The following is a 13,016-nucleotide window of genomic DNA, read 5'->3' on the forward strand; positions in this document are numbered from 1 at the left end:
TAGTGTAATGTTATCCAGTAACGTTAAGGAGTTATTCATGAAACCTGGCATCCATCCCAACTATCGTCCCGTGCTGTTCCACGACACCTCAGCGAACATCTTCTTCCTCATCGGCTCTACGGCCGAATCCGACCGCACCTACCAGCACACCGACGGCAAGACATATCCCTACGTGCAACTGGACGTTTCCAGCGCCTCGCATCCGGTGTACACCGGCCAGCAACGTCAAGCCACGACTGAAGGGCGCATCGCCAACTTCAAGAAACGCTTTTCCGGGTTTGGCGGTAAGCCGTAAGCCGTAAGTCGTAGCCGCAGGCTGGACTAGAAGGCGAACCGTGTCAGCGCACTCTGGAGGGTCGCATGCAATGCTGCCCTCCAGAGGCGTGGGTTCAAGGCGGGGTCAGGCAGTCGCTGAGCGATTGGCAGGCGAGACGCCCGCCCACAAGCGCTCCATCTCCAGTCGCCGCTCAGCCGCATCCGGCGCTTGGCACTGCTGCAACAGCAGGTCGATGGCCGAGCGCAGTTCGAAGCTGCCCATGTCTTGTCCGTCGCGATTGCGAATGGCGATGGTGCCTTCTGCCTGTTCCTTGGCACCGGCAATCAACAGGAACGGAACACGTTGCAAGGTCTGCTCGCGCACCTTGTAGCCGATCTTTTCATTGCGCGTATCGGCCTCGACACGCAAGCCGGCGCCGCGCAACAGCTTCGCCACATCCTGGGCATAACCTGCGTACTGCTGAGTGATCGAGGACACCGCCACCTGTACCGGCGACAGCCAGGCTGGCAGCTTACCGGCATGGTGTTCGAGCAGGATGCCAGTGAAGCGCTCCAGCGAGCCGAACAGTGCACTATGCAGCATCACCGGTCGCTGGCGCTGGCCGTCCTCGTCGACATACTCCAGGCCGAAACGTGCTGGCAGGTTCATATCCACCTGCAGGGTGCCGCATTGCCAGTCCCGGCCAATGGCGTCGCGCAGCACGAACTCAAGCTTCGGCCCATAGAACGCGCCTTCGCCGGGGTTCACCTGATAGGCCAGGTGCATAGCGTTGAGCGCGGTGATCAGCGAGCCTTCCAGCAGGTCCCATGTGGCATCGTCGCCCATACGGTTGTTCGGGCGTGTGGAAAGCTTGATACGCACATCCTCGAAGCCAAACTGGCGATAGATGTCGAGCACCATGGCCACCACCGACTGGCATTCCTGATCCATCTGCTGTGGCGTGCAGAAGATGTGCGCATCGTCCTGGGTGAAGTGGCGCACCCGTAGCAGCCCGTGCAGCGCACCCGAGGGTTCGTAGCGGTGCACCTTGCCGAATTCGCCCATGCGAATTGGCAGATCCCGATAGCTTTTCAGGCCGTGCTTGTAAAGCAGCGAGCCGCCGGGGCAGTTCATGGGCTTGAGCGCCAGTGCACGGCCATCTTCGGTTTCGGTGGTGAACATGTTGTCGCGGTAGTTGTGCCAGTGGCCGGAAATTTCCCACAGGCTGCGGTCCATCACATCCGGCGTGTTGACCTCGATGTAGTCTGCGTCGTCCCGGCGACGACGCATGTAGGCGATCAGCGACTGGAATACAGCCCAGCCCCGTGGATGCCAGAACACCGCGCCAGGCGCATCGTCTTCGAAATGAAACAGGTCGAGCTCGCGGCCCAATTTGCGATGATCGCGCTTTTCTGCCTCTTCGAGACCGCGCAGGTGCTCCGCCAGCTGTCTGGCATCGGCCCAGGCGGTGCCATAGATCCGCTGCAGTTGTTCATTGCGCGCATCACCGCGCCAGTAGGCGCCGGCCAGCTTGGTGAGCTTGAATGCTTTCAGCAGGCGGGTGTTCGGCACATGCGGACCGCGGCACATGTCGACGTATTCCTGATGGAAGTACAAGCCGAGGTGCGTGGCCGTCGGGAGATCGTCGATCAAGCGAAGCTTGTAGGTTTCGTTGCGGGCGCTGAACACGTCGATGGCTTCTGCGCGGCTGAGCATGCGCTTGATCACGTCGTAGTCCTGGGCGACCAGTTCGCGCATGCGGGCCTCGATAGCCTCCAGGTCGGCCGGGGTGAACGGCCTTTCATAGGCGACATCGTAGTAGAAGCCATCGCGAATCACTGGCCCGATCACCATCTGCGCGGTGGGGAATACCTGTTTCAAGGCGTGCCCAAGCAGGTGGGCGCAGGAGTGTCGGATGATTTCCAGGCCTTCGTCATCCTTGGGCGTGATGATCTGCAAGCTCACATCGTGGGCGATAACCTCGCAGGCATCGACCAACTGCCCGTCGAGCTTGCCGGCAACGGTGCTACGAGCAAGGCCGGGGCCAATCGATCGTGCGACGTCGAGCACGGTGACGGGGCTGTCGAAGTGACGCTGCGACCCGTCGGGCAAGGTCACGGAGAAGGCGGGGGGTTGGGCGTTTTCTGGCATTTTTTCAGGCTCGGCGTTCAATAGTGTGGCAGCGGGTCGGTCAACCCAGCCCTTGCAGCTCGGTCTGCAGCATGGCGGAGTGGGATTTGAGGTGCTCGAACACGCCAGGGTTTGCCCAGGCTTGGCAGATGGCGGGCGAAAATTCGATGGCGTGCAGGTCGATCAGGCCCATTCGCGGGTTTTGCGCGTCTGCCCGGAAGCACTGGGCGTAGCCGGTCTCGGTTTCATGCACGATGACCGAATGCAAGCGTACATCCGCCTCGCCATTGCGCATTTCGGCCTGCGACAGCGCTGCGTCGACCAGGCAGAAGAACAGGCGCGAGAATTGTTCGGCGCTGGGCGAAACCGGCACCAGCACCCAGCGTTCCGAATGCCGGCGGACCGACGCCAGGTAGTCGGGATCATCACCGGACCACAGCGCGACGCTATGGTCAAAGGCGTCGATCAAGTCCCTGATGTCGCCCTTGAGCAGGCCGAAATCGTAGACCATCTGGCCATTGTCCAGCGCGTCGGCGTGCAGGATCAGCTCGACCTTGTAGGAGTGCCCATGAATAGAGTGGGAACAGCGCCGGGTGCTGCAGCCCCGCACGATGTGGGCGTTCTCGAATTTGAACAGTTTGCGAATCAGCATGGGTTACCTGCATTGTCGCGGCCGCGGGTGGGCTGCTGGAGGCGGCGCAGTCTTGGCCCTTGAGCGGTATCCTCGGCGGTGTAGCCAGCCTCTTCCAGCTCGCTGCGCAGCCGGTCGGCAGTGGCAAAATCGCGGGCGTTGCGCGCGGCCTCGCGGGCCTCGAGCAAACGGAGTAACGCGGCTTGCGGTGGCGGCTCGTCCCTGTGTGGCTGTAGGGCCCGCAGTGCTGCCAGCGGCGCCTGCTGCAACAGGCCGAGTAGCGCGGCCGACTTGAGCAGCCGGGCCTTGGCCTGGGCACGGGATGCACCGTCACTGGCATTGTCGAGCGCCTGGCGCAGCACATGCAGGCGGGCCAGGGCTTCAGCGACGCCCAGGTCGTTCCTGAGGGCGGCAAGCAATTGCGCGTCGGCTGGCACATTGTCGGCGTCGGGCACGTCGCCGCAGCGAGCCAGGCTAGCGTAGAAGCGGATGAGGCTCTGCACGGCCGCGCTCAGGCGCTCGGCGTTCCAGTCCATCGGGCGACGGTAGTGGGTGGACAGCAACGCCAGCCGAATCGCTTCGCCAGGGGCCTGGCCGAGCAGGTCGCGCACCAGTAGCACGTTGCCCAGTGATTTGGACATCTTCTGCCCATCCACGGTGACGAAGCTGTTGTGCACCCAGGTGCGGCAATACAACGTACCGTGGGCACAGGTGCCTTGGGCAATCTCATTCTCATGGTGAGGGAAGATCAGGTCCTGGCCACCCCCATGGATGTCGATGGTATGCCCAAGGTGTTGCCCGATCATCGCCGAGCACTCCACATGCCAGCCCGGCCGGCCTCTGCCCCAGGGGCTGCTCCAGCCGGGTTGGTCGGCCGTGGACGGCTTCCACAGCACGAAGTCCAGCGCGTCGCGCTTGTAAGGCGCGACCTCCACGCGGGCGCCCGCCAGCATGTCCTTGGTGTTACGGCCGGAAAGCTCGCCGTAGGCTGGGTAGGAGGGCACATGGAACAGGACATGGCCTTGCGCCACATAGGCATGGCCACGCGCGATGAGGGTCTCGATCAACTCGATGATCTGCGGTATGTGCGCGGTGACCCGGGGCTCAAGGTCGGGTGACGCCACCCCGAGTGCCGTCATGTCCTGATGGTAGGCATCGATGAAGCGGTCAGTGATATCGGCGATGGGCACGCCTGCCGCTGCCGCGGCGGCATTGATCTTGTCGTCTACGTCGGTGAAGTTGCGGGCATAGACCAGCTCGGCGTAGTCGTGGCGCAGCAGCCTGGCCAACAGGTCGAAGACCACCGCAGGGCGGGCATTGCCGATGTGCGCATAGTTGTAGACCGTGGGGCCGCAGACGTACATCGTCACTCGCTCGGGGCTTGCGGTGCGCAGCACTTCCTTACGCCGGGTAAGCGTGTTGTGCAGGTAGATCGGTTCAGTCATGTGCAGCGGCCTGCGGGGCGGACCAAGCCGAGGCATCGTGCGGGTGCAGGCTTTCCAGGTGGCGAACATGCACTTGGCTATCGCGGTAACCGTGCAGGCTGAACTGGATACGCCGCGCAGCGTCCTCGACGAACATCAGGTTCTGCCCGTTGAGGGCTGCGAACGCCTGTTCGTCAGCCCGCTTCACGGCGGTCTGAACCGGGGTGCGCAAGGCGCCTTCGACTTGGTCGATGAGGGCCAGCAACCCCAGATCAGGGGCATCGGCAGGCACCGCGACGCGCACCCGGGCTTCGCTGCGTTGGCTGTGCGGCGTGGCCAGCGATGCGTTGCTGCGCAGCCACTGCGCGACGGCGCTGGCTTCGAGCAGTGGCTGGTCTTTGAAGGCTCGCACAAAGCCGTCCTCGATCAATTGCCGGGACAAAGCGGCCGAGCAGGGGCACGTCGAGGAGTAGCCGATCCTGACCTCGATGCTCAGGTTCGCCACCCCACCGACCTTCGTGGCCAGCACATGAACCGGGTACGACTTCCAGCCAGAGAGGCCCTCGGTCACCAGTGCGGGGCGGCGAACCAGAAGGTCGAAATCCAGGCGCAGCCTGGCATTGCGGCTTTCGCAGTCGTGATGGCTATCGATCATGTCCTGCAACAGCGCAAACAGGCTTGCCGGCGACAGCGCTGCAGCCTCCCCCCAGGCGTCCAGCAGGCGGTACAGCCTGGACATGTGAATGCCTTTGACGTGCGGTGCTGGCAGGTCGACCTGGACATCCGCCCGGGCGTGCAGCTCGCGCTGGTAGGCCGGTTCTTCGATCCTTAGCGGCAGGTCGATACCTTGCATCCCGACCCATTGCAGCGGGCTGAGGGTAGGGGCGAGGTCGGTGACGGAAACGTCGGGTAATGCTGAGCTCATCATGTATATCCAGTGGTGGGAGCCTTGCACGTTGCAGCAAGGCGTATGAATCAGGTCCCGCGGGTAAACGGGTTGGGCAGCTTCATCCAGCCTTGCGGTCCCTGGGCCATTTCCTCATCGGTCAGCAGGCAGGCATCGACGCGCGGGCGCAGCGCGGCCTCGTTGCTATCGGGGATGGGGGTGCTCATCGGGACGCCTCGTGATAAAGGGTGGTGCGCATGCGTGCGGCTCTGCTCAGTCCTCGCCTGCATCACGGCGAGTGCAGAGGGCACATGTACCGTGCAACTCGATGACCGAGCTGCACAGCGAAAACACGTTCTGTTTCATCCAGAGCCCCAAGGCCTGGCTCAGGTGCGGCACGTTGAACTCATCGACGTGGCCGCAGCTATCGCAGATGGCGAACGCTCTGAAACCTGCTTCGCACTGGCCTGGGCAGGTGCAACTGACATAAGCGTTCAAAGACTCCAGCCGGTGAATCAAGCCGTGCTCGGCCAGGTGGCCCAGCGCGCGGTAGATCTGCGTCGGCGCCCTGACCCCTTCATTGCGCAGGCTGTCCAGGATGGCGTAGGCACTGAGCGGCTTGTCGGCTTGCCGAAGCGCCGTCAGGACACGTTGCTGATTGCTGGTCAGTTGCATGCTGGCCTCCTTGCGTTTGGCAGGCAGTCTTCATTTTCATCTGAATATCCAATGTTATAAAGTAACATTTAGAGAATGGCCAGCTAAATTGCCCGGGGGCCGCTGGTTCGCAGGTCAACAGGAGTACGTATGGATCGACGCAGAGTGCTGAAATTAGTGCTTGCCTGCCTGGCATTGCCGCTGCCTCTGGCGGCGCAAGCCGGGCAGGCGGTGAAACGGGTCCGGGTGAGCCGGGCGGGCAGCGTGACCAAGGTGTCGCTGGAGTTGACCGGGCCGGTAGCCGCGAAGCATTTCAGCCTCACAGCGCCTGCGCGATTGGTGCTTGATCTTCCTCATGCCACGCTCGAGGCGTCACTGAACGAGCTCGCCCTGGACGGCACTGCGGTCACGGCCGTGCGCAGTGGCATCACCGCCACGGGTGACTTGCGTATCGTGCTCGACTTGGCCGACTCGGCGGTGCGCAGCGAAGTGCGCTCGCTCAACACAGCGAGCCATGGCCTGGAGTTGCTGCTCACTCAGCCAGCGGTGGCCGTTGTGCCAGCGGTTGCCAAGCCCTCGCTGCGCCAGCGCGACCTGTTGATCGTGGTAGATGCCGGGCATGGCGGTAAAGATCCCGGCGCGCTGGGCGCCAAGGGGGAGCAGGAAAAACGCGTCGCGCTACAGATCGCCAGTTTGCTGGCCAAGCGCATCGATGCGCAGCCGGGCTACAAGGCGCGCTTGGTACGACGTGACGATGTATTCATTCCGCTGCGCAAGCGTGCCGAACTCGCTCAGCGGCTGAACGCGGACTTGTTCGTTTCGGTACACGCCGATGCTGCACCGCGGCTCACGGCGTCGGGGGCATCGGTGTTCGCCTTGTCGCAAGGCGGCGCTACGTCGTCGATGGCACGCTGGATGGCGCAGCGCGAAAACGGTGCCGACAGGGTCGGCGGGGGATTACCGATCAAGCTGCGCGAGCACGACCCTATGGTCGCGGGCGTGCTGCTGGACATGTCGATGAACTCGACGATCGCCACCAGCCTGGATCTCGGTCATCAGGTGCTCGCCCAGCTTGGGCAGGTGTCGGGCCTGCATCAAACGCGGGTGGAGCAGGCGGGCTTCGCCGTGCTCAAGTCAGCGGCGGTACCCTCGATCCTGGTCGAGACCGGTTTCATTTCCAATGCTGGAGATTGCCGGCGGCTGCATGATGTGCGCCATCAACGCAAGGTGGCGCAGGCGATATTCGACGGGCTGGACAGCTACTTCCGCCAGAAACCACCGGCTGGCAGCCTGATCGCGGCCAGGGGGCAGGCGTGATCCTTCATTGGCTCAGACGTCATGGAGCGCGGGATTGCTCCCTATAGCGCCGAGGGGTCAGCTTGAGGTTGCGCTGGAACACCCGGCGCATCTGTTCTTCGGAGCCGAAACCGCACTGGTCGGCAATGCGCTTGAGTGCAGTGTCCTCGTCCACCAGTAACCGCCTTGCCTTCTCCATTCGCGCCCGCTCGATGAATACCAAGGGTGAGCAGCCCGACTCCCTGTGGAACAACCGGCGCAAGTTCCGACTGCTCATGTTCGCGCGCTCGGCGAGCAACTCCAGGCTCAGCGGCCGATCAAGGTTCTGCAGGATCCACAACCGTAGGCGCCTGATCGCGGAGTGCTGGGTCATCTGGCTGTCCAGGTGCTGGCTGAACTGCGATTGGCCACCCGGGCGCTTGAGGAATACCACCAGTTCGCGGGCAATTTGCAGGGCCATTTCCTGACCGAGGTCTTGTTCGACCAGCGCCAGGCTCAGGTCGATGGCAGCTGAAACGCCAGCACACGTCCATATGCGCCCCTGCTCGATGAAGATGGCATCGGAGTCGACATTGACCAAGGGGTAATCACTGGCCAGCTTACTGGCGACGCTCCAGTGGGTAGTGACATTCAGGCCGTCTACGACTCCCGCTTGGGCAAGAAAAAAGGCCCCCGAGCAGACGCCAACCAGCCGCTCGATGCGAGAGGCGGCCTGCCTGCACCAGTCGACGATCAACCGCTGCTCGACTATCGCCGTGCCAATGTCACGTGCGCCGACAACCAGTGCGGTGTGCGGGCGTGGGCTGCTACGAAGGTCGTCGGCTTGCAGGGTGACCAAGGTGTCCGAACCTACAAGCCCCGGTTGTGGTGCCACCAGATGCAGGCTGTAGGCCGCAGGCAACCCTTCGGCCGCCTGGCGTTTGTTGGCGTAGTCGAAGACGGTGAGGGCACCTACAGCCTCGATTGATTTGAAGCCGGGGTAGATGACTATGTGCACCCTGCGTTCAGAAGAGGCTTGGTCAAACATTCGCGATCGAACTCCATGGGCGCTTGCGGACAGATTTCGTACGGATCCGGCCACTTTTGGCCGGGTGATCTGGCGCACGGAATCACGCAGGTTAATGTTCTCAAGCGTTATAACATTACATGGAGAGCCACATGAAAACACGTGCAGCTATCGCCTGGGGGCCCAATCAACCTCTTGAGTTCGAAGAGGTCGACTTGCAGGGGCCCAAAGAGGGCGAGGTGCTGGTTCGCATCGTCACCACGAGCCTTTGCCACACCGATGTATTCACCCTGTCCGGTCGTGACCCGGAAGGGAAGTTCCCCTGCATCCTCGGCCATGAAGGCGTCGGTATCGTCGAGGACGTGGGGCGGGGGGTGACCACGGTCAAGCCGGGCGATCACGTGATCCCGCTCTATACACCGGAAGATCCGAACTGCCCGTTCATCAAGTCCGGCAAGACCAACCTTTGCCAGACCATTCGCAAAACCCAGGGGGAGGGGCTGATGCCCGATGGCACCAGCCGCTTCTCCTACAAGGGGCGCACGATCTTTCATTACATGGGCACGTCCACATTCAGCGAATACACGGTCCTGCCGGAAATCGCCGTGGCCAAGATCGATCCTGCGGCACCGTTGGCCAAGGCCTCGATCATGGGCTGTGCGATTCCTACCGGGATCGGTGCCGTGCGCAATACCGCCAAGGTACGCCCCGGTGACACGGTCGCGGTATTCGGCCTGGGCGCCGTCGGTATGGCGGTCATTCAGGGGGCGGTGTTACAAGGGGCGGGGCGGATCATCGGGATCGACGTCAACCCGAATAAGTTTCCGTTGGCCCTGTCCCTGGGGGCGACCGAATGCGTCAACCCAAGGGATTTTCGCGAGCCGCTGCAAAACGTGATCATCGATATGACCAACGGCGGCGTGGATTTTTCGTTCGAATGCGTCGGTAATGTGGAATTGATGCGTGCAGCCCTTGAGTGCTGCCACAAAGGGTGGGGCGAAAGCATCATCATCGGCGTGGCAGGGGGCGGGGAGGAGATCGCCACGCGGCCGTTCCAGCTGGTTACCGGCCGCGTCTGGAAAGGCAGCGCGTTCGGCGGGGTGCTGGGGCGTTCCGAGTTGCCTGGGATGGTGGACGAGTGGTTGCGCGGGGAAATAAATGTCGACCCCTACATCACGCATAACATGGACCACGAAACGCTGAATCACGCGTTCGATCTCCTCAAGCGCGGTGAAGCGATTCGCTCGGTCATTCATTATCGGGAGCATGAGACCCTGAGCCACGATTTGCCTGGGGTGATCCTTGACCGCGACGGGCGCGTGATTGCCAAACCAGCGCCCGGCCGCTCGGTTCCCATTCCTTTGACATGAAGCGCTGAACCGACGCATTCACATCACCGATGTGAATGCGTCTATCAAGGCCGTCACCCCCGCCGCAGTCGCGTGGCGGCCTCCAGGGCGAAGTAAGTCAAAATGCCGTTGCACCCTGCACGTTTGAACGCCATCAATGCCTCCAGAATGACCGTGTCCGGATCCAGCCAGCCCTGGTCGATCGCGGCTTTGAGCATCGAATACTCGCCGCTGACCTGGTAGGCGAAGGTTGGCACGGCAAAGGTTGCCTTGACCCTTTGAATGATGTCCAAGTAGGGCATGCCGGGCTTGACCATCACCATGTCGGCGCCTTCTTGAAGGTCCAGCGCGACTTCACGCAGGGCTTCGTCGCTGTTGGCCGGGTCCATCTGGTACGAGCGCTTGTCGCCTTTGAGCATGGCCGCCGAGCCCAGCGCATCGCGGAACGGGCCGTAGAAGCCGGACGCGTACTTGGCGGCATAGGACATCAGCCGCACCTCGTTGAACCCGGCCAGGTCCAGCGCTGACCTGAGCGCGCCGATGCGCCCGTCCATCATGTCCGAGGGTGCCAAGGTGTCGATGCCGGCCTGGGCCTGGACCACGGCTTGAGCCGCCAGCACCTGCAAGGTCTCGTCGTTGGCCACGCGGCCTTGGCGCAGCACCCCGTCGTGGCCATGGTCGGTGTAGGGGTCCAGGGCGACGTCGCCGATCAGGCCAAGGTTGGGGAATGTGGCCTTGAGCAACCTGGCGGCGCGGCAGATCAGGTTGTCCGCGTCGAGGGCGTGGCTGCCCTCACTGTCCTTGCGCTGCGCGGGGGTAGCGGGAAACAGGGCAATGGCCGGAATGCCCAGCTCGACCGCCCGGCCTACATGATCCGGCAGTTCGGCCAGGCTCACCCGTACTTGGCCCGGCATGGCGCTGATCGCCTCGCGTGTACCTGAGCCTTCCTTGAGAAAGACCGGCCAGATCAGGTCATCGCAAGACAGGCGGTTTTCAGCGACCAGACGACGCGTCCATTCGTCAGCGCGGTTACGCCGCATGCGCGTAGCCGGGAAAGAGCCCGTTGAGTGCGGGAAGTGGGCCACGACCTTCATGCCTCGATGGAGGAATGGTGGCCGGTGATCAGCCACTGCTGCTCGATTCGTTCGAAGGTGAACAAAAAGCGCGCTGGCACTACCCGTTGCTCGCCGTCTTCACGGTAGACGAAGGTGTACTGGCCGCCGACCACCACGGTGCCCAGCTTGCGGCTGACGCGCTTTTTGAACAACTGGATGTCACAGACCAGCCCGTCGTTGGCGAGGAAATTTTCAAAATAGTTGCGACGGCTGTCGTCGCAGTCACGCACTTGGTTGGACAGGGTCGGCACCAGGATCGCATCCGGTGCGTACAGTGCCAGTACCTGATCAACATCACGGGTAGCCACGGTAGCGGCCCAATGGTAGAGCGCTGCTTTGGCACCTGCCAGGCAGGCCAGTTCGGTGTCGGCGTAGGTTTCGGTGCAAGGGCTGGTGCGTGTTTCGGTCATGGCGTTTTACCTGCGCGAGTCGAAAAGATGAACCGTAGGGGCGTTATCTGCTACGTTATAAGTGTTATAACATAACATTTACGGCAGGTCGCAAATCATGTTCCTTACCCTTGAGCAGGCAGCAGCGGATAGCCGCTTTGCCTTGACCGATGTGCTTCGCCACATTCCCTGGAGCCCCCAGGGGCTGATTCCCGCCATCACTCAGCAGCATGACAGCGGCGAGGTGCTGATGCTGGCCTGGATGAATGAAGAGGCGTTGCTGGAAACCCTCGAGACCCGGCGGGCCTGCTATTGGTCGCGTAGCCGCGGACGCTTGTGGCGCAAAGGCGAAACCTCGGGGCATGTGCAGCATGTCCATGACGTGCGGCTGGACTGCGATGGCGACGCGCTGTTGGTGTTGGTAGACCAGAAAGGGGCCGCTTGTCACACGGGGCGCCGTAGCTGTTTCTACAACGCGATCCAGGGTGATCAGGTAGTGGTGACGGGCAACCCGGCGCAGGTGGGCGCATGAGCCGGATCATCATTCGCAACGCCCGCCTGGTCAATGAAGGGGCCATACAGGAGGCCGATGTTCTGGTCGCCCATGGCCGTATCGAAAAAATCGCCCGCAGCATCACGGGCGTCAATGCGCCGATCGAAATCGACGCCCGTGGCCAATGGCTGCTCCCCGGCATGATCGACGACCAGGTGCATTTTCGTGAGCCTGGCGCTGCGCACAAGGGCACCATGGCCAGCGAGTCGCGCGCCGCCGTGGCGGGCGGTATCACCAGCTTCATGGACATGCCCAACACCAACCCTGCCACGCTGGATCTTGCCGCCCTGCAGGACAAGAAAGCCCGCGCCGCCGCCACCTCGGTTGCCAACTACGGTTTTCATTTCGGCGTGAGCAAGGACAACCTCGATACCGTAGCAGCCCTCGACCCACGTGAGGTCGCCGGGGTGAAGGTGTTCATGGGCGCCTCCACCGGTGACATGCTGGTGGATGACCCAAGGGTGCTGGAACGGCTGTTCGCCAGCGTGCCGACTATCCTCCTGGCGCACTGTGAGCACACCCCGTCGATCCTCGCCAACGAAGCGCGCATGCGTGAGCGCTACGGCGACTTCATCCCGCCGGCCATGCACCCGATCATTCGTGATGCCGATGCCTGCCTGCGCTCTTCGAGCCTGGCCGTGCAGCTTGCCAAGCAGTTCGGCACACGGCTGCACGTGCTGCACCTGACCACCGCCCAGGAGCTGAAGTTGTTCCAGCCAGGGCCTTTGCAGGGCAAGCAGATCACCGCTGAAGTGTGCGCACATCACCTGCTTTTCGATGACCGCGACTATGCCAGGTTAGGCCACCTGATCAAATGCAACCCTGCCATCAAAAGCAGGGAAGACCGGGACGCCCTGCGTCAGGCGCTGCTGTGCGACCGCATTGATGTCATCGGTACCGATCATGCACCCCACACCTTGGCAGAGAAACAACGCCCGTATGCCTCGGCGCCTTCAGGTTTGCCGTTGGTACAGCATGCACTTGTGGCCCTCTTCGAGCTGGTGGAGGAGGGCGTGCTGACCGTTGCCCAACTGGTGCGCAAGACCAGCCACGCCGTCGCGGACCTGTTCGCCATCGCAGAACGCGGTTACCTGCGTGAGGGCTACTGGGCGGACATGACGCTGATCGAGCGTTTGCCCGAACCCCGCGCTGTCAGCCTCGATCCAGTCCTGGCGCACTGCCAGTGGACGCCGTTCGAGCACCATCGTTTTCATCACCGAGTAGCCACGACTTTGGTCTCCGGGCAACTGGCCTGGCATGAAGGCCGGCTAGTCGAGGGCTGCCAAGGCTTGCCTCTGGCCTTCAACGCACGACGCGGCTGAGCCCC

The 13,016-nt window shown here is 62.6% G+C and carries 14 protein-coding genes; 5 read left to right on the plus strand and 9 right to left on the minus strand.

Going from position 1 to position 13,016, the window contains the following annotated elements:
* Positions 1 to 37: 37 nt before the first annotated feature.
* The gene (locus ACIPZH_RS18935; RefSeq protein WP_241806943.1) at positions 38 to 295 is read left to right on the plus strand and encodes a type B 50S ribosomal protein L31; all 258 of its coding nucleotides are present in this window, start codon (positions 38 to 40) and stop codon (positions 293 to 295) included.
* 105 nt (positions 296 to 400) lie between these two features.
* On the opposite strand, the gene thrS is transcribed toward ACIPZH_RS18935, so the two are convergent.
* Genes thrS through ACIPZH_RS18965 form a run of 6 tightly spaced genes read right to left on the minus strand, consistent with a single transcriptional unit; the run spans position 401 to position 6,002 of the window.
* Positions 401 to 2,407 carry a threonine--tRNA ligase gene (gene thrS, locus ACIPZH_RS18940; RefSeq protein ID WP_400637324.1) on the minus strand — a complete coding sequence of 669 codons (2,007 nt, stop codon included), beginning with the start codon at positions 2,405 to 2,407 and terminating at the stop codon, positions 401 to 403.
* Between the two features lie 40 nt (positions 2,408 to 2,447).
* Positions 2,448 to 3,038, minus strand: coding sequence for a 6-pyruvoyl trahydropterin synthase family protein (locus ACIPZH_RS18945; RefSeq protein WP_400628042.1), 591 nt, complete (start codon positions 3,036 to 3,038; stop codon positions 2,448 to 2,450).
* Positions 3,032 to 4,462, minus strand: a complete 1,431-nt coding sequence (cysS, locus tag ACIPZH_RS18950) for a cysteine--tRNA ligase (protein WP_400637326.1) — start codon at positions 4,460 to 4,462, stop codon at positions 3,032 to 3,034. Before cysS ends, ACIPZH_RS18945 begins: the two co-directional genes overlap by 7 nt.
* On the minus strand, positions 4,455 to 5,366 hold the full coding sequence (folE2, locus tag ACIPZH_RS18955; RefSeq protein ID WP_400637327.1) for a GTP cyclohydrolase FolE2: 912 nt from the start codon (positions 5,364 to 5,366) through the stop codon (positions 4,455 to 4,457). The genes cysS and folE2 overlap by 8 nt, the downstream gene beginning before the upstream one ends.
* A gap of 50 nt (positions 5,367 to 5,416) precedes the next feature.
* Positions 5,417 to 5,554: a hypothetical protein gene (locus tag ACIPZH_RS18960; protein WP_400628048.1), complete on the minus strand. Its 138-nt coding sequence runs from the start codon at positions 5,552 to 5,554 to the stop codon at positions 5,417 to 5,419.
* 46 nt (positions 5,555 to 5,600) lie between these two features.
* Positions 5,601 to 6,002, minus strand: coding sequence for a Fur family transcriptional regulator (locus ACIPZH_RS18965; protein ID WP_400628050.1), 402 nt, complete (start codon positions 6,000 to 6,002; stop codon positions 5,601 to 5,603).
* Positions 6,003 to 6,131: 129 nt separating this feature from the next.
* Here ACIPZH_RS18965 and ACIPZH_RS18970 point away from each other — a divergent pair, with 129 nt between their 5' ends.
* Positions 6,132 to 7,298: an N-acetylmuramoyl-L-alanine amidase gene (locus tag ACIPZH_RS18970; RefSeq protein WP_400637328.1), complete on the plus strand. Its 1,167-nt coding sequence runs from the start codon at positions 6,132 to 6,134 to the stop codon at positions 7,296 to 7,298.
* A 19-nt stretch (positions 7,299 to 7,317) separates the two neighbouring features.
* Here the strand turns inward: ACIPZH_RS18970 and ACIPZH_RS18975 are convergent, their stop codons facing one another.
* Entirely contained in the window at positions 7,318 to 8,304 is a 987-nt protein-coding gene (locus ACIPZH_RS18975) for a GlxA family transcriptional regulator (RefSeq protein ID WP_400637330.1), read from the minus strand.
* A 131-nt stretch (positions 8,305 to 8,435) separates the two neighbouring features.
* On the opposite strand from ACIPZH_RS18975, the gene ACIPZH_RS18980 reads away from it, so the two are divergent.
* A complete protein-coding gene (locus tag ACIPZH_RS18980) occupies positions 8,436 to 9,653 on the plus strand; it encodes an S-(hydroxymethyl)glutathione dehydrogenase/class III alcohol dehydrogenase (RefSeq protein ID WP_400637332.1) in 1,218 nt (405 codons plus the stop codon).
* A gap of 53 nt (positions 9,654 to 9,706) precedes the next feature.
* On the opposite strand, the gene hemB is transcribed toward ACIPZH_RS18980, so the two are convergent.
* Entirely contained in the window at positions 9,707 to 10,726 is a 1,020-nt protein-coding gene (gene hemB / locus ACIPZH_RS18985) for a porphobilinogen synthase (protein WP_400637333.1), read from the minus strand.
* Positions 10,723 to 11,157, minus strand: a complete 435-nt coding sequence (locus ACIPZH_RS18990) for a DUF4440 domain-containing protein (RefSeq protein WP_400628057.1) — start codon at positions 11,155 to 11,157, stop codon at positions 10,723 to 10,725. Before ACIPZH_RS18990 ends, hemB begins: the two co-directional genes overlap by 4 nt.
* Positions 11,158 to 11,254: 97 nt before the next feature.
* Here ACIPZH_RS18990 and hisI point away from each other — a divergent pair, with 97 nt between their 5' ends.
* Both hisI and ACIPZH_RS19000 read left to right on the plus strand, forming a co-directional pair.
* Positions 11,255 to 11,668 carry a phosphoribosyl-AMP cyclohydrolase gene (hisI, locus tag ACIPZH_RS18995; protein ID WP_241806955.1) on the plus strand — a complete coding sequence of 138 codons (414 nt, stop codon included), beginning with the start codon at positions 11,255 to 11,257 and terminating at the stop codon, positions 11,666 to 11,668.
* The gene (locus tag ACIPZH_RS19000) at positions 11,665 to 13,011 is read left to right on the plus strand and encodes a dihydroorotase (RefSeq protein WP_400637334.1); all 1,347 of its coding nucleotides are present in this window, start codon (positions 11,665 to 11,667) and stop codon (positions 13,009 to 13,011) included. The genes hisI and ACIPZH_RS19000 overlap by 4 nt, the downstream gene beginning before the upstream one ends.
* Positions 13,012 to 13,016 lie beyond the last annotated feature (5 nt).

It is taken from the genome of Pseudomonas sp. NPDC089758, from assembly GCF_044748705.1.
Classification (GTDB): Bacteria; Pseudomonadota; Gammaproteobacteria; order Pseudomonadales; family Pseudomonadaceae; genus Aquipseudomonas; species Aquipseudomonas putida_X.